The 19,745-nt window shown below is 51.8% G+C and carries 19 protein-coding genes; 18 read left to right on the top strand and 1 reads right to left on the bottom strand.

Annotated features, from left to right (window positions below; translation table 11 throughout):
* Positions 1–73: 73 nt before the first annotated feature.
* The 14 genes from KNP80_RS01735 to coaE all read left to right on the top strand — a co-directional run bounded on the left by KNP80_RS01735 (position 74) and on the right by coaE (position 16,455).
* On the top strand, positions 74–628 hold the full coding sequence (locus tag KNP80_RS01735) for a FadR/GntR family transcriptional regulator (protein ID WP_021065617.1): 555 nt from the start codon (positions 74–76) through the stop codon (positions 626–628).
* Positions 629–642: 14 nt separating this feature from the next.
* Positions 643–1,497 carry an acetyl-CoA carboxylase, carboxyltransferase subunit beta gene (accD, locus tag KNP80_RS01730; protein WP_214717523.1) on the top strand — a complete coding sequence of 285 codons (855 nt, stop codon included), beginning with the start codon at positions 643–645 and terminating at the stop codon, positions 1,495–1,497.
* The gene (locus tag KNP80_RS01725; RefSeq protein WP_214833430.1) at positions 1,490–2,425 is read left to right on the top strand and encodes an acetyl-CoA carboxylase carboxyltransferase subunit alpha; all 936 of its coding nucleotides are present in this window, start codon (positions 1,490–1,492) and stop codon (positions 2,423–2,425) included. Before accD ends, KNP80_RS01725 begins: the two co-directional genes overlap by 8 nt.
* 160 nt (positions 2,426–2,585) lie before the next feature.
* On the top strand, positions 2,586–3,554 hold the full coding sequence (gene pfkA / locus KNP80_RS01720; RefSeq protein ID WP_214831905.1) for a 6-phosphofructokinase: 969 nt from the start codon (positions 2,586–2,588) through the stop codon (positions 3,552–3,554).
* A gap of 95 nt (positions 3,555–3,649) precedes the next feature.
* Positions 3,650–5,392 carry a pyruvate kinase gene (gene pyk, locus KNP80_RS01715; RefSeq protein ID WP_214831904.1) on the top strand — a complete coding sequence of 581 codons (1,743 nt, stop codon included), beginning with the start codon at positions 3,650–3,652 and terminating at the stop codon, positions 5,390–5,392.
* A gap of 67 nt (positions 5,393–5,459) precedes the next feature.
* On the top strand, positions 5,460–5,924 hold the full coding sequence (locus KNP80_RS01710; RefSeq protein ID WP_021065622.1) for a DUF441 domain-containing protein: 465 nt from the start codon (positions 5,460–5,462) through the stop codon (positions 5,922–5,924).
* Between the two features lie 183 nt (positions 5,925–6,107).
* Positions 6,108–7,220, top strand: a complete 1,113-nt coding sequence (citZ, locus tag KNP80_RS01705) for a citrate synthase (RefSeq protein ID WP_214831903.1) — start codon at positions 6,108–6,110, stop codon at positions 7,218–7,220.
* A gap of 118 nt (positions 7,221–7,338) precedes the next feature.
* On the top strand, positions 7,339–8,607 hold the full coding sequence (icd, locus tag KNP80_RS01700; RefSeq protein WP_029595182.1) for an NADP-dependent isocitrate dehydrogenase: 1,269 nt from the start codon (positions 7,339–7,341) through the stop codon (positions 8,605–8,607).
* Positions 8,608–8,637: 30 nt separating this feature from the next.
* On the top strand, positions 8,638–9,573 hold the full coding sequence (gene mdh, locus KNP80_RS01695; RefSeq protein ID WP_214831901.1) for a malate dehydrogenase: 936 nt from the start codon (positions 8,638–8,640) through the stop codon (positions 9,571–9,573).
* A gap of 185 nt (positions 9,574–9,758) precedes the next feature.
* A complete protein-coding gene (locus KNP80_RS01690; protein WP_214717510.1) occupies positions 9,759–10,463 on the top strand; it encodes a response regulator transcription factor in 705 nt (234 codons plus the stop codon).
* Entirely contained in the window at positions 10,460–12,187 is a 1,728-nt protein-coding gene (pnpS, locus tag KNP80_RS01685; protein WP_214831900.1) for a two-component system histidine kinase PnpS, read from the top strand. The genes KNP80_RS01690 and pnpS overlap by 4 nt, the downstream gene beginning before the upstream one ends.
* A gap of 207 nt (positions 12,188–12,394) precedes the next feature.
* Complete coding sequence (gene polA / locus KNP80_RS01680; RefSeq protein WP_214831899.1) at positions 12,395–14,992, top strand: DNA polymerase I; 2,598 nt, start codon at positions 12,395–12,397, stop codon at positions 14,990–14,992.
* A gap of 20 nt (positions 14,993–15,012) precedes the next feature.
* Positions 15,013–15,837, top strand: coding sequence for a DNA-formamidopyrimidine glycosylase (gene mutM / locus KNP80_RS01675; protein WP_214717504.1), 825 nt, complete (start codon positions 15,013–15,015; stop codon positions 15,835–15,837).
* A 12-nt stretch (positions 15,838–15,849) separates the two neighbouring features.
* On the top strand, positions 15,850–16,455 hold the full coding sequence (coaE, locus tag KNP80_RS01670; protein ID WP_214833426.1) for a dephospho-CoA kinase: 606 nt from the start codon (positions 15,850–15,852) through the stop codon (positions 16,453–16,455).
* A gap of 17 nt (positions 16,456–16,472) precedes the next feature.
* On the opposite strand, the gene KNP80_RS01665 is transcribed toward coaE, so the two are convergent.
* On the bottom strand, positions 16,473–16,955 hold the full coding sequence (locus KNP80_RS01665) for a site-2 protease family protein (protein WP_214717500.1): 483 nt from the start codon (positions 16,953–16,955) through the stop codon (positions 16,473–16,475).
* A 155-nt stretch (positions 16,956–17,110) separates the two neighbouring features.
* On the opposite strand from KNP80_RS01665, the gene KNP80_RS01660 reads away from it, so the two are divergent.
* From KNP80_RS01660 to nrdR, 4 genes are all read left to right on the top strand, one after another.
* Positions 17,111–18,142 carry a glyceraldehyde-3-phosphate dehydrogenase gene (locus tag KNP80_RS01660; protein ID WP_214833423.1) on the top strand — a complete coding sequence of 344 codons (1,032 nt, stop codon included), beginning with the start codon at positions 17,111–17,113 and terminating at the stop codon, positions 18,140–18,142.
* Positions 18,143–18,373: 231 nt separating this feature from the next.
* Positions 18,374–18,760, top strand: coding sequence for an adenosylmethionine decarboxylase (speD, locus tag KNP80_RS01655; protein WP_029595188.1), 387 nt, complete (start codon positions 18,374–18,376; stop codon positions 18,758–18,760).
* A 111-nt stretch (positions 18,761–18,871) separates the two neighbouring features.
* Positions 18,872–19,243 carry a hypothetical protein gene (locus tag KNP80_RS01650; RefSeq protein WP_214717496.1) on the top strand — a complete coding sequence of 124 codons (372 nt, stop codon included), beginning with the start codon at positions 18,872–18,874 and terminating at the stop codon, positions 19,241–19,243.
* A 12-nt stretch (positions 19,244–19,255) separates the two neighbouring features.
* Positions 19,256–19,723, top strand: coding sequence for a transcriptional regulator NrdR (nrdR, locus tag KNP80_RS01645; protein ID WP_021065634.1), 468 nt, complete (start codon positions 19,256–19,258; stop codon positions 19,721–19,723).
* Positions 19,724–19,745 lie beyond the last annotated feature (22 nt).

Here is a 19,745-nt window from a genome sequence, read left to right as displayed (position 1 = left end):
AAGTGGTATAATCTGTTTAATTGGTCTGACCACTTTAGAGATAATGCCATCCAAAAGGGAGTTGAACGGTCAGATGCATGGAAAACACGCATCCTCATTTCACGAAAACATTTCTAAAATCAGAACGTTAATCGTCCAGGCCGCACTCGAGCCGGGCGACCGTCTCCCGTCAGAACGGGAACTCGCTGAAACGCTGTCCATCAGCCGTGCCTCAGTCCGTGAAGCATTACGGGCTCTCAGCTTCCTTGGGATTGTTGAGACGAAACACGGCGGCGGCACGTTTTTGTGCGAACAGGATCGGCATCGTTACATTGAAATCTTGTCAGAGTTCATCGTCACGAAACAGACGAAGGCGTCGGACATCGTTGATATGTTGCGTTTGCTTGAGCGCTTGGCGTTGACGGAGGTCGAACCGACCCCGGAACGCATCGCGTTGCTTGAGTCGAGCGTTGAGACGGACCGCGCCTTCAGGCAAAACCTTATCTTCGGATTAAAGAATGAACTGTTCATTCGAATCTGGAGCGAAGTTAACCGGTTTTATGACGGCACGGACGCAGGCGACCTATATACGGAAGACGAACGTAGACGATTGTTGGAGATGTGGCGTGGGGCGGGGATGCCGGAATGAACGAGGGGGAAGCGATGACTGCTTTTTTCAAGAAACCTAAACGATATATGCCATTGCGTCAACGAGAACCAAAGATTGATGCACCACAAGGCTTGATGACGAAATGTCCATCTTGTAAATATATGCATTACACGAAACAGTTAAACGAGAATCATAAAGTGTGTGATTGCGGCTACCATTTCCCGCTCAGTGCAGATGAGCGGATTCACATGTTGGTCGATGGTCAATCGTTTGAAAAATTTGCGGGACCGCTCGTTAAAGAGAACCCGCTTGATTTTCCAGATTATGAAGATAAATTGAAAAAAGACAGGGAACGAACTGGGATTGAAGAAGCAATCGTTTGCGGTCGTGCCACAATCGACGGTCTGCCGGTCGTCGTCTGCGTCATGGATGCCCGCTTCCGTATGGGGTCGATGGGCGCCTACGTCGGAGAAGCGATCGCCTCGGCGGTCCGGACCGCGACGAAAGACGGATTGCCGGTCGTCCTGTTCACGGCCTCGGGTGGTGCCCGCATGCAAGAAGGCATGGTCAGCTTGATGCAGATGGCCAATACGTCAATCGCCTTGAAAGAACATGACGAGGCGGGTCTTCTGTATGTCGCCTACTTGACGCATCCGACAACAGGTGGCGTGTCGGCGAGTTTCGCGATGCTTGGTGACGTAAACGTTGCCGAACCGGGAGCGTTGATTGGCTTTGCCGGTCGTCGCATCATCGAACAGACAATTCGTGAAAAATTGCCAGACAACTTCCAAACTGCCGAGTTTCTATTAGAAGCGGGTCAACTGGACGCCGTTGTTCATCGTGAACAGATGCGTTCGTTCTTGAAGAAGATGATTGAGTTACACGGCGGGGAGGTCCATCATGTTTGATCCAATCAAAGAAGTAAATGAACAGCTCGGGAAGTTGCGTGAGACGGCGGAGACGAAAGGAATCGATTTATCCCGTGAGATCCGTCACCTTGAAGCGAAGCTTCATCGATTAGAAAAAGACATTTATGGGAATATGAAACCGTGGGATCGCGTGCAGCTGGCGCGAAATCCGAAACGGCCGACGACGCTCGATTATATCGATCGCCTGTTCCCGGATTTCATTGAGTTGCACGGTGACCGTCACGGCTACGATGACGCTGCGATTGTAGCGGGATTGGCCACACTCGACGGTGTCCCGGTGACGATTATCGGTCATCAACGTGGGCGGAACACGAAAGAGAACATGAAACGCAACTTCGGGATGCCTCATCCAGAAGGCTATCGCAAAGCACTTCGTTTCATGAAGCAAGCAGAGAAGTTCAATCGTCCGGTCATTACGTTCATCGATACAAAAGGCGCCTACCCTGGGAAAGCGGCCGAAGAGCGTGGACAAAGCGAAGCGATTGCCCGCAACTTGTTTGAAATGGCGACGTTGAAAGTTCCGATTATCTCGATTGTCATCGGGGAAGGCGGATCGGGCGGTGCGCTCGGGATTGGTGTTTGCGACCGGTTGCTCATGCTTGAAAACAGCACGTACTCGGTCATTTCACCAGAAGGCGCGGCTGCCCTGCTTTGGAAAGACGCGAAGCTTGCGGAACGCGCTGCGGAAACGATGAAGATTACTGCACAAGATTTGTTGAATTTAGGGATTGTCGATGAAGTCGTCACCGAGGTGTTCGGTGGGGCCCATATCGATGTGTCATTACAGTCATCGCTCTTAAAGCCTGTATTAGCACAACACATGACTGAGTTGCGAGGACGGACTCAAAACGGGTTGTTGCAAGGGCGCGCTACCAAATATCATGAAATTGGCACAATTGGCTCGTGAAAACGTTAACAATCGCTTTGCGTTCACGTTAAATCACTCACGGGTTGACTGCTTTTGAGCACACCCCATGCTTTTTTTTCACATACTTGTGTTGTAAAACAAAGGTCAGACATGGTATTTTATTTTCAGATTTCGTTAAAACACATAAGAGGTGAGTGACGTGAATTTAAAACGTATTGCGGTATTGACAAGTGGGGGAGACGCCCCCGGAATGAACGCTGCAGTCCGTGCCGTGACCCGAAAAGCGATTTTCGAAGGTCTAGAAGTGTACGGTGTGTATAACGGCTATCAAGGTCTAATCGAAGGAGATCTCGTTGAATTGAACCTCGGTTCTGTCGGTGATATCATCCAGCGTGGAGGAACTTTCTTACGTTCTGCCCGTTGCCCTGAGTTTAGAACGGAAGAGGGCCGTGCCAAAGCGGTCGAGCAGTTGAAGAAATTCAATATCGACGCGCTTGTAGTCATCGGGGGCGACGGTTCTTACCGTGGCGCCCAGAAGTTGACGGAACTTGGATTCCCGACAATCGGGCTTCCAGGAACGATCGACAACGATATCCCAGGAACGGACGCGACAATCGGGTTCGATACGGCGCTCAATACGGCGCTTGACGCGATTGATAAAATCCGTGATACGGCGTCGTCGCATGAGCGGACGTACGTCATCGAAGTAATGGGTCGTGATGCAGGTGACATCGCACTTTATGCCGGTCTTGCCGGTGGTGCCGAGTCAATCCTCGTCCCAGAACGTCCAGAAGATTTGAGTGCCATCGTCGACCGCATCAACCATGGTGTGGCGCGCGGTAAGAAACACTCAATCGTCGTTGTCGCCGAAGGCGCAGGCAGTGCCGAAGAAATCGGAAAAATGATCGCTGAGAAGACAAACTCAGAGACGCGTGTAACGATTCTTGGACATATCCAACGCGGCGGTTCCCCGACTGCTGCTGACCGTGTGCTTGCGAGCCGCATGGGTGCATATGCCGTCGAGATTTTACTCGAAGGCAAAGCCGGACGTGTCGTCGGTATTCGTGGCGGTAAGATGATGGATCTTGATATCGATGAAGCGCTCGACCATAACAAACACACGCTCGATATGCAGTTGATCGATCTTTCGAACCAACTTTCGATTTAACGAGTAGCAGTGAACTCCACAGAGACGGGATCAGGTCGGTCGACCCCCCGTTTTCTGTGTGTAAATGCAATACATCCCCTAGGAGGTTTTTATTTATGCGTAGAACGAAAATTGTATGTACGATTGGACCAGCTTCAGAGAAACGTCTTCCGGAAATGATTGAAGCCGGAATGAACGTCGCTCGTCTCAACTTCTCACACGGTGACTATGAAGAGCACGGCGCACGTATCCGTGACATTCGCGAAGCATCAAAAGCTGCCGGTAAAGTCGTGACAGTACTTCTTGACACGAAAGGTCCTGAAATTCGTACACATACGTTTGAAGAAGGAAAAGCACTCCTCGAAAAAGGCAAAGAAGTCATCATCGTCTCGACAGAAGAAATCGTCGGAACGAAAGATCGTTTCTCAGTCACGTACGAAGGCTTGTACGAAGACGTTGAAGTCGGTTCACGCATCATGCTCGACGACGGACTCATTGGTCTCCTTGTCGTTGAGAAACTCCCGAACCGTGACCTTCGTTGCGTCATCGAAAACGAAGGCATCATCAAGACGAAGAAAGGTGTCAACTTGCCTAACGTCAAAGTGAACCTTCCTGCCCTTACAGACAAAGACATCGCCGACATCGAGTTCGGTATTTCTCAAGACATCGATGTCATCGCGGCATCGTTCGTCCGCCGTGCGTCTGACGTCGTTGAGATTCGTCAACTTCTCGAGCGCAACAACGCGTCACACATCAAAATCTATCCAAAAATCGAAAACCAAGAAGGTGTCGACAACATCGACGAAATCTTGGCGATTTCTGACGGTTTGATGGTCGCTCGTGGTGACCTCGGAATCGAGATCCCAACAGAAGAAGTCACACCAGTTCAAAAAGAATTGATCAAGAAATGTAACGACCTCGGGAAACCGGTCATCACGGCCACACAAATGCTTGATTCAATGCAACGCAACCCGCGTCCAACACGTGCGGAAGCATCTGACGTTGCCAACGCCATCCTCGATGGTACGGACGCAGTCATGCTTTCAGGTGAGACGGCAGCAGGGGACTACCCAATCGAGTCAGTTCAAATGCAAGCAGCAATCGCTGTTCGTACTGAGCAAATGCTCGACTACAAAAACTTGCTCAAAGATCGTCAGAAACGCAGTGAGCACACGGTAACGGATGCGATCTCACAAGCGGTTGCCCACACGGCAATCAACTTGAACGCGAAAGCGATCTTGACACCGACACAATCAGGTTACACGGCTGCTCGTACAGCGAAGTATCGTCCAGAGGCGAACATCATCGCGGTCACAGAGTCAGAGCGTGTGGCACGTCAATTGAACCTCGTTTGGGGCGTGTACCCAATCGTGGCTGACACGATGCCGAACAACACGGATGAGATGCTGGTACAAGCTTCAGAAGCAGCTCGTCACGCTGGATTCGTTACAGACGGTGACCTCGTCGTCATCTCGGCTGGTATCCCGGCTGCGACAGCTGGTACGACGAACATGATGAAAGTTCATATCGTCGGTCACGCCCTCGCAAACGGACGCGGCATCGGTGAGCGTGGTCTCGTCGGTGAAGTCGTCGTTGCGAACAATGCAGACGAAGCGAATGCGAAAGCGAAAGAGGGCATGATCCTCGTCGCACCATTCACAGATAAAGAAATGATGCCAGCGATTGAAAAAGCGGCTGGAATCATCACAGAAGACGGTGGATTGACGAGCCATGCCGGTATCGTTGGACCATCACTCCGCAAGCCGGTTATCGTCGGTGTCGAATCAGCGACATCAACGTTCCGCGACGGACAGATGATTTCAATCGACCCACTTACTGGTAAAATCTACAACGCGTAATCGAATGCCAATCGAACCGACCTTTTCATGAGGTCGGTTCTTTTTCCATTCAGAAAGAGAGTGTGTGATGAGTGCCTATTTATTCTTGCTGTTGCTCGTATTGATTGGGGTTATCTCCCATAACCAGTCGGTCATCATCGCCAGCAGTGTCCTCTTGATTATTAAAGCGGTCGGATTCGGCGACCAATTGTTCCCGACGCTCGCCTCAAAAGGCATCCATTGGGGCGTAACGATTATTACAATTGCCGTCCTCGTGCCGATTGCGACAGGCGACATCGGATTCCGGGAATTGTGGAATAGTATTAAAGGTCCAGTCGGCATCATCGCGTTCGCCTCTGGAATCTTCGTCGCGCTCGCCGCCGGCCAAGGGGTTCAATTGATGCGGGTCGACCCCGTCGTGACGACGGCATTGCTCGCTGGGACCATCCTGGCCGTCGGTTTCATGAAAGGCGTGCCGGTCGGACCGCTCGTCGGAGCCGGCATCGCCGCCTTGATTTTAGGTGGATTTAGCCTGTTACAAAAATGGTTTTGACATTTTTTGACGGCTGGATACGCTTACATTTCTTTTTTTCAGTAAATTGTTTATACTAGATAAAGGACAGGGTGGAGCGAGCTCGAAACGGATTGGGGAGAGTCTTCGACTCCTCGCCCTTATTCCCTACACACAGACTGTATATGCGGTCGATCACTTTTAAAGACTGAGGGGGAGTTATTGATGTCAACGACAAAAGGTTTAGAAGGAATTGTGGCAGCGGCCTCAAAAGTCAGTTCGATTATCGACGGACAATTGACTTACGGAGGATACACGATTGACGATTTGGCAGATCATGCCACATTCGAAGAGGTTATTTTCCTATTATGGAACGACCGCCTTCCGAAAGCAGATGAATTAACCGAGCTCTCAGCAGCGCTCGTGAAAGAAGCCAAATTGCCAGAAGACGTCATCGCGACGCTCGAACGGGCACCGAAATCGGCCAATGCGATGGCGACGATTCGGACTGCACTTTCACAGCTCGCGCTTTATGATGAAGAGTCTGAAGATATGAGTCCGGAAGTGAACATGCGCAAAGCGATTCGTCTCCAAGCGCAAATCGCCACGATTGTGACGGCATTTGCTCGTCTTCGTAAAGGCGAACAACCGGTTGCACCAAAACAGGGCTTGTCTTATGCGGGCAACTTCTTGTACATGTTGAATGGAGAAGAGCCGAGCGAGGTCGCCGAGAAGACGATTGACAAGGCACTCATCCTTCACGCCGACCATGAATTGAACGCTTCGACGTTCACGGCCCGCGTCTGCGTCGCCACATTGTCGGATATTTATTCAGGTGTGACGGCGGCGATGGGCGCCCTTAAAGGCCCGCTCCACGGTGGTGCGAACGAGGCGGTCATGAAGATGCTTCATGAAATCGGATCGGTCGACAAAGTCGAAGACTACGTCCGCGGCAAGTTCGAACGCCGTGAGAAGATTATGGGCTTCGGTCACCGTGTCTATAAGGACGGCGACCCACGCGCGAAACATTTGAAAGAGATGAGCCGCCAATTGACGGCCCAAATCGGCGAACCGGAATGGTACGAGATGTCTGAGAAAATCGATCATCTCGTCGAGACGGAAAAAGGCTTGAAACCGAACGTCGATTTCTATTCGGCGTCAACATATTACGCGCTCGGTCTCGACGAAGAGTTGTTCACGCCAATCTTTGCTGTCTCACGCATGTCGGGCTGGATTGCCCACATCCTCGAGCAGTACGCGGACAACCGTTTGATCCGTCCTCGCGCTGAATACATCGGCGAGACGAACCGGTCATACGTCCCGGTGAACGAGCGTTAATTGACGCCGAACGAGAAGTTCGAGTCACAATTTAGACATAAACTTTGGTAAACTAACAATTGACGTAGGTCGGCGCTCGCGTCGGCCTACATAAATGTACTTAGGGGGATTCATTATGTTGACACAAAACGAAAAGATTACAGTTGAAAACGGTGTATTAAACGTACCAAACGTACCGACGATTCCATTTATCATCGGCGACGGCACAGGACCTGATATTTGGAACGCATCAGTGCGCGTCTTCGATGCGGCTGTCGAAAAAGCATATGGCGGCGAGAAGAAAATCGAATGGATGGAAGTGTACGCTGGGGAGAAGGCCTACAACCAAAAAGGCGAATGGCTTCCAAACGAGACACTCGATCAAATCCGTGAATATTTGATTGCCATCAAAGGTCCATTGACGACACCGGTCGGCGGCGGAATCCGTTCACTCAACGTAGCACTCCGTCAAGAACTTGACTTGTACACGTGCTTGCGCCCGGTCCGTTACTTCACAGGCGTCCCTTCACCGGTCAAACGCCCAGAGGATACAGACATGGTCATCTTCCGTGAGAACACAGAAGATATCTACGCAGGAATCGAATACGCGTCAGGTAGCGACGAAGTGAAGAAGTTGATCTCATTCTTGAAAGAAGAGATGAACGTCAACAAAATCCGTTTCCCAGAAACGTCTGGAATCGGGATCAAGCCAATCTCGTCTGAAGGTACAAAACGTCTTGTTCGTGCGGCTCTCGAGTACGCCATCGCGAACAACCGTAAATCGCTCACGCTCGTCCATAAAGGGAACATCATGAAGTTCACAGAAGGCGCCTTCAAAAACTGGGGCTATGAGCTTGCAGAAGAAGAGTACGGCGACAAAGTCTTCACATGGGCGCAGTATGACCGTATCAAAGAAGAGTCAGGCGAAGCGGCTGCGAATGAAGCGCAATCGAAAGCAGAAGCAGAAGGCAAAATCATCGTAAAAGATTCAATCGCTGATATCTTCTTGCAACAGATTTTGACACGTCCTCGTGAGTTCGATGTCGTGGCAACGATGAACTTGAACGGTGACTACATCTCGGATGCACTCGCTGCCCAAGTCGGTGGAATCGGAATCGCCCCTGGAGCAAACATCAACTACGTGACGGGCCATGCCATCTTCGAAGCGACACACGGTACGGCACCTAAGTATGCCGGCCTCGACAAGGTCAACCCATCATCGGTCATCTTGTCAGGTGAAATGATGCTTCGTCATATGAACTGGAACGAAGCGGCTGACCTCATCATCAACTCGATGGAAAAGACGATTGCCTCGAAAGTCGTCACATACGATTTCGCTCGTCTCATGGACGGCGCGACAGAAGTGAAGTGTTCAGAGTTTGCGGATGAATTAATTAAAAACATGTAAGACATCAGCTAAACCAAGGGGGAGAGCACAATGATTCGTCGCAATAAAATCTCGGTTATCGGTAGCGGATTCACGGGGGCCACGACGGCACTGTATTTGGCTCAAAAAGAACTCGGTAACGTCGTCTTGCTCGATATCAAAGAAAACGAGAACCCGACGAAAGGAAAAGCGCTCGATATGCAAGAGACGGCGCCGATTCAAGGGTTTGACTCGTGGATTACAGGGACGTCGGACTATGCCGAAACGGCGGGCTCGGATATCGTAGTCATCACAGCGGGAATCGCGCGCAAGCCAGGCATGAGCCGGGACGACCTCGTCTCGACGAACGCCAAAGTGATGCGGGCGGTCACGAAAGAAGTGACCCGTTACTCACCGGATGCGATTATCATCGTCTTGACGAACCCGGTCGACGCGATGACGTATGCCGCCTTCAAAGAGTCAGGCTTCCCGAAAGAGCGTGTCATTGGTCAATCCGGTGTGCTTGATACGGCCCGGTTCCGGACGTTCGTCGCTGCGGAGTTGAATATATCCGTGAAGGACGTCTCTGGATTCGTGCTCGGTGGGCACGGGGATGACATGGTCCCGCTCATCCGCTACTCGTATGCGGGGGGAATCCCGCTCGAGAAATTGTTGCCGACCGACCGCATCGAAGCGATCGTCAATCGGACCCGTAAAGGCGGCGGTGAGATTGTCCAACTGCTCGGGAACGGATCGGCCTACTATGCGCCGGCCGCGGCCATCGTCGAGATGGTCGAAGCGATTCTCAAAGATCAACGGCGTATTTTACCGGCCATCGCGTATCTCGACGGCGAATACGGTTTCCACGACATGTATCTCGGAGTTCCGACGATTCTTGGTGCGAACGGGATCGAACGTGTGCTCGAACTTGAATTGACGGAAGCCGAAACGGCGGCGCTACAGCGATCAGCCGACTCGGTCCGCTCCGTCCTGAACGTCCTCAACTGAGGGCTTACCTCGTCTGCCATGGCAGACGAGGTTTTTTGTATGCGTGGCACATGCTACACTGAAAGCAGAACGTGGATTTGTTTTGTTTTTGTAAAGATTTGCTTTGAGGTTGGTCGTACGTGGCATTGATTTGTAAAATAGGTAGTGTACATGACTGAACAGATAGATTAGAGGAGGAACTAAGCGTGGCTGATAAAGTAATTGTTGTCGATGACGAGGTGTCGATTGCGACGTTATTAAAGTTTAATTTAGAACAAGCCGGGTTCGAAGTCGAGACGGCGCACGATGGAAAGACCGGACTTGAACTGGCCGAGAAACAAGATGCCGTCTTGATTGTCCTCGATTTGATGTTGCCTGAGATGGACGGTCTTGAGGTTTGTAAACGGCTCCGCCAACAAAAAGTGAACACACCGATTCTCATGTTGACGGCGAAAGACGATGAGTTCGATAAAGTGCTCGGCCTCGAACTCGGTGCCGATGACTATTTGACGAAGCCGTTCAGCCCACGGGAAGTCGTAGCCCGGGTCAAAGCTATCCTACGCCGTTCGGCCCCACAAGAAGCGCGGGCGACGGACACGGACGTCATCGAGATTGGCGACGTGAAAATCATCGCGTCGAACTATGAAGTGTTCAAGAACGGCGAACGCCTCGAATTGACACCGAAAGAGTTCGAACTGTTGGCCTACCTGGCCAAGAACAAAGGACGCGTCTTGACGCGCGACCAGCTCTTGTCGGCGATTTGGAATTACGACTTCGTCGGAGATACGCGCATCGTGGACGTCCACATCAGCCACCTCCGCGAGAAGATTGAGCCGGTGACGAAAAAACCGACCTATATCAAGACGATTCGCGGCCTCGGTTATAAGATGGAAGAGCCGATGGCCGAATGAAGACGTACCGCTCGCGGTTTTTGACGACGCTCATCCTGCTCGTGACGGGCGTCTTATTGACCCTCGGAATCGTGCTCGGTCAATTGTTCAAAGACTTTTATTTGGATTCTGAACGCGACCGGTTGAAAGAAGACGCTGAGTTGGCCGCGCTCTATTTAGACGGAGGCGACCTTGCGGACATCCAAGACTACGTCGGTCAAATCGATGATGAGAGCAGTTTCGATATCTTGCTCCTCAATCGTCGGATGGAAGTCATCGCCGGGACACCGTTTCGGGTCGGTTCCTTTGATTTCCGGATGGATGCCTCGTCGATTCCGGAAGGCGGGACGTTCGGCAACGAGACACGCGAGGACTTGATTCAGTTCACGAAGCCGATCGAACTGTCATCCGATGACACGGTATATTTGAGTTTTATCCGTTACGTCTCCGATTTGGAAGGGGTGTATGACCGGATTTGGCTGACCATCGCGCTAGCCTTGATTTTCTCGTTCTTCTTAATCCTTTTCGTGTTACACAACCTGACGAACCAATTCATCCGACCAATCGACGAGGCGACCATCGTCTTGCGAGAACTGGCGGACGGGAACTATCGGGCCCGAGTCTACGAGTTGCGAAACGATGAGGAGACGGGCAGCCTGGCCGGGTCGATTAACGTGCTCGCCCGCAACTTGGAGACAATCTCACTCGGGGAATCGGTTCAACGGGCAAGGCTTGAGTCGCTCATCGAGTATATGGGAGCAGGGTTACTTTTGGTCGACGAACGTGGCATCGTGACGCTCGTCAACCGCTCGTATCGCGACATGTTCCAATATGATGAGTTGATGATCGGTCAGTTTTATCATGGGATCTTGCCGAGCCCGGACGTTGAGACGCTGATTGAAGACGTCTATTTGACAGAGGAGCCGCATCGCCGACAACTATCGATTCGGTCCGGTTTCAACCAAAAGACGTATATGGTATCGGCCGCACCGATTTTCAGTGATACAGGCATGTTGCGCGGGACGACGCTTCTCTTTAACGACATCAGCGAGTTGAAGCGACTTGAGAAGATGCGCAAGGATTTCGTCGCGAACGTCAGTCATGAACTGAAGACGCCGCTCACGTCGATTCGTGGTTTCAGCGAGACGCTGCTCGACGGGGCGAAAGAAGTGCCGGAACTACGCGATCAATTCTTGGATATCATTCAAAAGGAAGCGACGCGCATGCAGATGCTCGTCGAGGACTTGCTCGAACTGTCGCGGCTCGAACGGGAAGACTTCCATTTGGAGTTCACCCCGGTCCAACTCAATCAGCTCGTCGAGGAAGTCTGTCTCGTGCTCAGTCAAAAAGCGGAGCAGAAATCGATTCACTTGGAGTCGCGTCATGATGGGGAAGTCGTCTTGCAGGCGGACATGAACCGAATCAAACAAGTCATCTTGAATCTCGTCGCCAATGCGATCAATTACTCGCCGGAAGGTAGCCAGGTCGAGATTGCGGTCGAGAAGAGACCGGACGGCTCTTATTTGATTGTCAAAGACAACGGCATCGGCATCGCGCCGAAAGAAGTGGGCCGAATCTTTGAACGGTTCTACCGGGTCGATAAGGCGCGGAGCCGAAACTCCGGCGGGACGGGTCTTGGTCTTGCCATCGTCAAGCATATCGTCGATCTCCATCACGCGACGATTCAAGTCGATAGCGTCGAAGGCGAAGGAACGACGTTCACCATCAAATTCCCGAGTGCTTAACAAGGAATTCATGGTGAATTCATACCGGCTTTACAAAGCGATGCTACTCTATGGATGAGACCTCTTCATCATCTCGTGTCCCGATTGGTGCTCATCTCCACTCGATCGGGAAGATCGACCCTTTTCTAGTACCTAGAAAAGGGTCTTTTTTTTCGAACGCATGTACCCGTATGATATGATGGAACCAGATAGAATGGAGGTTGTCCAATGAATAAACTACTACTCCTTGACGGAAACTCACTCACGTATCGTGCCTTTTTCGCGTTGCCTCCGATGACGGATGCGAGCGGTCGAAACACGAACGCCGTGTACGGGTTCACGATGATGTTATTGAAGCTGATGGAAGACGAACAGCCGACACATTTCGCGGTCGCGTTCGATGCGTCGAAAAAGACGTTCCGCCACGACACGTATGCCGACTATAAAGGCGGACGGCAAAAGACACCGGGTGAGCTCCGCGAGCAATTCCCGATTGTCCGTGAGATTTGCGAGGCGTTCGGTATAAAAGTGCTCGAACTCGACCAGTACGAGGCCGATGACATCATCGGGACGCTTTCAAAAAATACCGCGTTCGACCAAGTGACGGTCGTCACGGGTGATAAGGATTTACTGCAGTTGATTGACGACCGTGTCACCGTCTATTTGACAAAGCGCGGCATCACTGACGTCGAGACGATGGACGCAGCGGCGTTCCACGAGCGATACGAGGGACTGACCCCGCTTCAAATGATTGATTTGAAAGGTCTGATGGGCGATAAATCCGATAACATCCCCGGCATCCCCGGTGTCGGTGAGAAGACGGCCCTCAAATTGCTCACAGCTTACGGTTCTGTGGAAGGCCTATATGAACATACGCATGAACTGAAAGGGAAGCAAAAAGAGAAGGTCGAGGCGAACGAGCGGGAAGCGCTCATGTCGAAACAATTGGCGACGATTTTTACCGACGTGCCGATTGACGTTACCATGGACGAGCTCACGTTCCATCCGTATGACGCTGGAAAAGTGAAGCCGCTGTTCATGAGCCTGCAGTTCAAGTCGCTTCTCGGGAAACTGAGTCTCGACGCGGCGAGCGAGGAAGCCGTGGAAGTGCGTGATGTGAACCATATCGGGATTGACGAGCAAGACTTGACAGAAGCGGTCCTCTTCCTCGAGCAACTTCGCGACGATTATTTCGAAGAATCGGTCATTGGCGTGGCCATCGCTTCAAAAGCCGGGGTGACCGTCGGTGACGTGTCGCTCTTAGACGTGCCGGCTGTCCGCGAATGGCTGGCGGATGAAAACCGGGCCACGATTTGTCTCGATGCGAAACAGACGATCATTCAATTGAAACGCCACGGCGTGTCGCTCCGAGGCTACGAGGACTTGCTCGTCGCTGGCTATTTGCTCAACTTGTCAGGCGGGACGACGCTCGACTCGATTGCCGCCCATTTCGAATACGCCTTGCCGGAAGATGAGCCCGTGTATGGAAAAGGGGCAAAACTGCACGTGCCGGAACAAGATGTCCTCGAGCAACACCTCGGGGAGAAGGCGATGGCCATCTTGACGTTGTTCGTGAACGTCAGTAACGAGCTTGTCCAAAACGAACAGACATCGCTGTATGAAGATTTGGAACGGCCGCTCGCCTCGGTGCTCGCTGAGATGGAGTGGGCCGGGATTCACGTCGACGTGGCGACATTGAAGGTGATGGAAGACGATCTCCGCGAACGCTTGCTTCAACTCGAGACCGAAATTCACAGCCTCGCTGGCGAAACGTTCAATATCAATTCACCGAAGCAACTCGGCGTCATCCTATTCGAGAAGTTGGCGTTGCCGCCGGTCAAGAAGACGAAGACGGGATACTCGACGGCGGCGGACGTACTGGAAAAACTCGCACCGCTTCACCCAATCGTCGAACATATCATGCATTACCGTGAACTCGGAAAGTTGCAGTCGACGTACGTCGAAGGGCTACAAAAAGTCATCAAGGACGACGGGAAAATCCATACCCGTTACACGCAGACGTTGACGCAGACGGGACGGTTATCTTCGGTCAACCCGAACTTGCAAAACATCCCGATTCGCTTGGAAGAAGGACGTCGCATTCGTAAAGCGTTCACAGCGAGCGAGGCAGACTGGGTACTCTATGCGGTCGACTACTCGCAAATCGAGCTCCGCATCATGGCCCACATGTCACAAGATGAGAAGATGCTCGAGGCGTTCCTGCATGACGAGGATATTCATACGTCGACGGCAGCCAACGTGTTCCGGGTCGCCAAAGAAGAAGTGACGTCGCTCATGCGTCGTCAAGCGAAAGCGGTCAACTTTGGGATTATCTACGGCATCAGTGATTATGGGCTGTCGCAAAACCTCGGTATCAGCCGAAAAGAAGCGCAGACGTTCATCGATACGTACTTCGAGCAATTCCCAGGAGTGAAACGGTTCATGGATGCTGCCATCGAACGGGCCCGGGAACACGGCTACGTCGAGACGATGTTGAAACGCCGCCGCAATATCCCGGACATCCATTCACGCAACTTCAACTTGCGCGGTTTCGCCGAACGGACGGCCATCAATACGCCGATTCAAGGGACGGCAGCCGATATTATCAAGAAAGCGATGATTGACGTCGACGTGGCGCTCCGAGAGTCGGGACTTAAGTCGAAACTATTGCTTCAAGTCCACGATGAACTCATCTTCGAAGGGCCGAAAGAAGAGACGGAAGCGCTCGAAAAAATCGTCAAACAAGCGATGGAGCACACAATCACATTGGACGTCCCGCTCCGCGCGGACGGTTCGTTCGGTGAGACGTGGTTCGACACGAAATAAGATCGAGAAAGGAAATCAATATGCCTGAATTACCAGAAGTGGAGACGGTCTGTCGCCGATTGCGACCGTTCGTCTCCGGAAAAACGATTGCAAATGTCGAGGTGCTCGACGCGAAAATCATTCGGGGACACGAACCGGAGATTTGGGTTCAACAGTTGCTCGGTGAGACGATTCAAGACGTCGAACGGCGCGGGAAATTTATTTTGTTCAAATTGACGAACGGATATCTCGTTTCGCATCTCCGCATGGAAGGGAAATTCTTTCCGCATGACGAAATGGTCAATCCGGTCAAACATACGCACGTCGTCTTCACGTTCACGGACGGGACGACGCTCCATTACAACGACGTCAGAAAGTTCGGCACGATGGAACTGAAGACGAATGACGACTTGTATGTGACACCGCCGTTGTCGTTGCTCGCGCTTGAACCGTTCGATCCGGAAGTGACGGCGGAGACGCTCCACACCCGATTGAAGCGGATGAACGTCCGGGCCATCAAGACCGCACTCCTCGACCAGTCGATTTTCGTCGGCCTCGGTAATATTTATGTCGATGAGACGTTGTTCCGGGCCGGTGTCCATCCGACCCGGCCGGCCGCCTCGCTCTCGCTAGACGAGGTACGTTTAGTGCACCAAGAGGCTGTGGCGGTGTTGACGGAAGCGATTGAGCGCGGCGGGAGCACGATTCGAAGTTATACGAATCCCGACGGTGCGAGCGGGACGTATCAAGAGACGCTCTACGTGTATGGTCAGACCGGTGAGCCGTGTAAACGTTGCGGTCGACCGATTGAAAAGATGAAATTGGGCGGACGGGGCACGCACTACTGTCCGCACTGCCAACAGTAAGAGGTGGACACGATGTTGAAGATTGGTTTGACAGGTGGAATTGCGACAGGGAAGTCGACCGTATCCCGCCTGTTTCGAAAGCAAGGCATCCCGATTATCGATGCCGACAAGATGGCGCGAATCGTCATCGAGCCGGGAGGTAAGGCGTTCGCGGCCGTTCGTGAGGCGTTCCCACAATGTTTCTCCGGTGACACGTTGAACCGTCAAGCGCTCGGGCGTGAGATTTTTCATGATGACGCCAAACGCCAGTTGCTGAATCAACTCATGCATCCGGCGATTCGTGAGGAGATGCTCGAAGAGATGCGTGGCTACGAGGCGGCTGGGCAGACCGTCGTCATCTTCGACATCCCGCTCTTGTTCGAAGGGACGATGCGCGACCTCGTCGACTATACGGTCGTCGTCTATTGCCGCGAAGAGATTCAGTTGATGCGTCTCATGGAGCGGAACGGCTTGACGAAAGCGGAAGCGTTCGCGCGCATCCATGCCCAAATGCCGATTGAAGAGAAGAAGCAACAAGCTGATTTTTTAATCAACAATAACGGTGCTTTAGGCGATTTGTCGGCCCAAGTGGCCCACCTCGTCGAACAATTCGAAGACATGAAAAAAGAAGGCGGCTGAGCGCCTTCTTTTTTTGTTCAGTTCAACGGGTCTGAGTCCGGTCGGCCTTTCTTCCACGTATCGAAGATGGCTCGGCCGTCACTTGGGTGACCGTTCGAATAATAAATCGGATAGAGCGAGAAGAAGACGTAATAAAACGAGAAATACGCGAATTGATACGTATAGAGCGTCGGTTCAATCTCTCGCATCAAGATGAAGGCGTTCACGAGCAAGATGCTCGATAAGTTAAAAATCGAACCGCCCGCGTAGACGAGACTGCGGGTCAAGCGGTTGCTATACTTCAAGTCGCTGAATTGACACCACGCGTCATAGAAATAGACGCGGTTGAACTGCAGGCGTCCGACTTTGAATAATTTTTTACCGGTCCCAATCTCCATATCGAGCGAACCCCCAAATAGTTTCGCGAAGAAGAAGTGGCCGAATTGATGGATAATCGTCACAATCGGCAAAATGATGAAAAACGAGATGATAAATTTGTCTAAATCGGTCCAATCGAACATGCTGTCCTAGCTCCTTTCCAAGCTCTACACCAAATTTCCCTCTTTTTCAAATCTGAAACTGTAAAAAAGCGAAAGAAATGTGACGATTCATAGTGAAAACGCTTCCATTTTTCCGTTATAATGGTGTCGTAACGCAGAAAAAAGGGGGACTTTACATGGGGACGAAAGTTGCAATCAATGGATTTGGTCGAATCGGAAGAATGGTGTTCCGGAAATTGATGCTTGAAGGGCGTCACGACGTGGTCGCCATCAATGCGAGCTATCCGGCGGAGACGCTCGCCCATCTGATTAAGCACGACACGGTCCACGGACCGTTCACACTCACGGTGAGGGCGCATGGGGATGCGCTTGAAGTCGATGGGAAACGCATCATGCTCGTCTCCGAGCGTGATCCGGAGCGGTTGCCGTGGAACGAGCTCGGCGTCGAAATCGTCATCGAGGCGACGGGGAAATTCAATTCAGACGTCGGGGCAGCAAAACATTTGACGGCCGGTGCGAAAAAAGTCATTTTGACGGCGCCAGGGAAAGGTGAGCTGCGGACGATTGTCATGGGGGTGAACGATCGTGATTATTTACCGGAGCACGATCACATCATCTCGAACGCTTCGTGCACGACGAACTGTCTCGGCCCGGTCGTGAAAGTATTGGACTCGACATTCGGCATCGAGACGGGGCTCATCACGACCGTGCACGCCTATACGAATGATCAAAATAATATCGATAATCCACATAAAGACTTACGGCGCGCCCGTGCTTGTGGTAGTTCCATTATACCGACTTCGACCGGGGCTGCCAAAGCCATCGGACTCGTCTTGCCTGAACTGCAAGGGGAATTGAACGGGATGGCGCTTCGCGTCCCGACACCGAACGTCTCACTCGTCGACCTCGTCGTCGAGTTACGACGGGACGTGACGGTCGATGAAGTGAATGAGGCGTTCGAGCGTGCCGCTCACGGAGAGATGACGGGCATCCTTGGTGTCTCGAACGAACCACTCGTCTCAATCGACTTCAACGGGGATGAGCGTTCGTCGATTATCGATGCCGATTCGACGATGGTGCTCGGGGGCAATCACGTCAAAGTCCTCGCCTGGTACGATAACGAATGGGGTTATTCGTGCCGTGTCGTCGACCTGTTGGATATGGTCGCGAGCTACTTGCAAATCGGGCAACAAGAAACCCACGTCTGAAGAAATATATTTACACAAAAATATTTTTAAGGAATTGAAACAAATGTCTTGTATCGACGTCCCAAACGCGATACACTCTAACTCGTGAACTTCAATTGGTCTGACAAACGCAACTTAAAGGGTTAGGACCTCTTTGGACTAACTTGCCCCCGTGGTTGTGGGCGATTCAGGCACAAAGTGAGTGATCATCAACTACTTTGAGACCATTGATGTAAAGGGGGATCCACTAATATGGATACTATGGGACGTCACATTATTACAGAACTTTGGGAGTGCAATCCCGACAAATTGAACGATATTGACTACATCGAGCGCTTGTTCGTCGATGCAGCACTTCGTTCGGGCGCTGAAGTCCGCGAAGTCGCTTTCCACAAATTTGCGCCACACGGTGTAAGTGGAGTCGTTATCATCTCAGAATCACACTTAACGATTCACAGTTTCCCAGAGCATGGCTACGCATCAGTCGATGTGTTCACATGTGGGGACCGAATTGATCCGGCCACAGCTTCGCAGTACATCGCGGAAGGCTTGGAAGCAAAAGTTCGTGAGGACGTTAAACTTGATCGCGGAATGGGGCCGATTCGTGTTCCGGAAGCACAAGTTGCAATCAGCAAATAATCAGATTGACCTTTTGAGGCTGGCCGAATTTCGGTCAGCCCTTTTAATTGTTTTGTTAACCGCTTAATTTTGATATGCTTAACCTATATAAATAAGGTGTCGAGGTGGATAATGGGATTATTGGATAAGTTTCAAACACATGTCCAGACGGACGATTTGCATAAAAATGAGGCGCTACGCACACGTTACGTAGCAGCATCGCCGACCGCCGTGCTCACATGGCTCCGCGAACGGATTGAAGCACAAGGACAAACGGTTCGCCGGGTCGATGCAGACCGGGGCGAAGTGGCGTTTTACGGTGACGGCTGGGATGCACTGGCGACAGTCATTCAAGTGGATGGCGGACGCACGGCTGTCGACTTCACGTTGAACCGTGACCAGATGCTCGGACCGGACCTTGGTCAAATCGTCACCGCATACTATGAGGCGCTACAAGTGAAGTTCCCGCTCCGCGCCATCGGGAATCAATCTGTTGAACGATAAGGAGGGCTGAGCATGCGTTGTCCTAAATGCGATCATAATGGAACGAGAGTGCTCGACTCCCGACCAGTACAAGATTTCTATTCGATTCGTCGCCGTCGCGAATGCGAGGAGTGCGGCTATCGCTTCACCACGTTTGAAACGGTCGAACAGACCCCGCTCATCATCGTTAAAAAAGACGGGAATCGGGAAGAGTTCAGCCGGGAGAAAGTACTTCGCGGGATTATTCGGGCGTGCGAAAAACGACCGGTCACGCTAGAGCAACTCGAAGGCGTGGTCACGAAAGTCGAACAACAGTTACGCGCGCTCGGTCAGTCCGAGATTCCGAGTGAGCAAGTCGGTGAGCTCGTGATGAATGAATTGGCACGTGTCGATGAAGTTGCCTACGTCCGCTTCGCGTCCGTCTATCGCCAGTTCAAAGATATCTCTGTGTTCTTTAAAGAACTTGAAGATTTAATGAAGCAAGAAAAATCGACCAACTAGAGGGGCGGCCTGCTGGTCGCCT

The organism is Exiguobacterium sp. E4787 (assembly GCF_018618375.1).
Taxonomy (GTDB): Bacteria; Bacillota; Bacilli; order Exiguobacteriales; family Exiguobacteriaceae; genus Exiguobacterium; species Exiguobacterium chiriqhucha.
The sequence above is the reverse complement of the archived record's forward strand: the minus strand, read 5'-3'. Positions and strand labels throughout refer to the sequence as shown.

Coding starts and splice junctions, on each gene's coding strand:
- KNP80_RS01735 (WP_021065617.1), top strand. CDS start 74: ATGCATGGAAAACACGCATCCTCATTTCACGAAAACATTTCTAAAATC.
- accD (WP_214717523.1), top strand. CDS start 643: ATGACTGCTTTTTTCAAGAAACCTAAACGATATATGCCATTGCGTCAA.
- KNP80_RS01725 (WP_214833430.1), top strand. CDS start 1,490: ATGTTTGATCCAATCAAAGAAGTAAATGAACAGCTCGGGAAGTTGCGT.
- pyk (WP_214831904.1), top strand. CDS start 3,650: ATGCGTAGAACGAAAATTGTATGTACGATTGGACCAGCTTCAGAGAAA.
- KNP80_RS01710 (WP_021065622.1), top strand. CDS start 5,460: ATGAGTGCCTATTTATTCTTGCTGTTGCTCGTATTGATTGGGGTTATC.
- citZ (WP_214831903.1), top strand. CDS start 6,108: ATGTCAACGACAAAAGGTTTAGAAGGAATTGTGGCAGCGGCCTCAAAA.
- mdh (WP_214831901.1), top strand. CDS start 8,638: ATGATTCGTCGCAATAAAATCTCGGTTATCGGTAGCGGATTCACGGGG.
- pnpS (WP_214831900.1), top strand. CDS start 10,460: ATGAAGACGTACCGCTCGCGGTTTTTGACGACGCTCATCCTGCTCGTG.
- polA (WP_214831899.1), top strand. CDS start 12,395: ATGAATAAACTACTACTCCTTGACGGAAACTCACTCACGTATCGTGCC.
- mutM (WP_214717504.1), top strand. CDS start 15,013: ATGCCTGAATTACCAGAAGTGGAGACGGTCTGTCGCCGATTGCGACCG.
- coaE (WP_214833426.1), top strand. CDS start 15,850: ATGTTGAAGATTGGTTTGACAGGTGGAATTGCGACAGGGAAGTCGACC.
- KNP80_RS01665 (WP_214717500.1), bottom strand. CDS start 16,955: ATGTTCGATTGGACCGATTTAGACAAATTTATCATCTCGTTTTTCATC.
- KNP80_RS01660 (WP_214833423.1), top strand. CDS start 17,111: ATGGGGACGAAAGTTGCAATCAATGGATTTGGTCGAATCGGAAGAATG.
- speD (WP_029595188.1), top strand. CDS start 18,374: ATGGATACTATGGGACGTCACATTATTACAGAACTTTGGGAGTGCAAT.
- KNP80_RS01650 (WP_214717496.1), top strand. CDS start 18,872: ATGGGATTATTGGATAAGTTTCAAACACATGTCCAGACGGACGATTTG.
- nrdR (WP_021065634.1), top strand. CDS start 19,256: ATGCGTTGTCCTAAATGCGATCATAATGGAACGAGAGTGCTCGACTCC.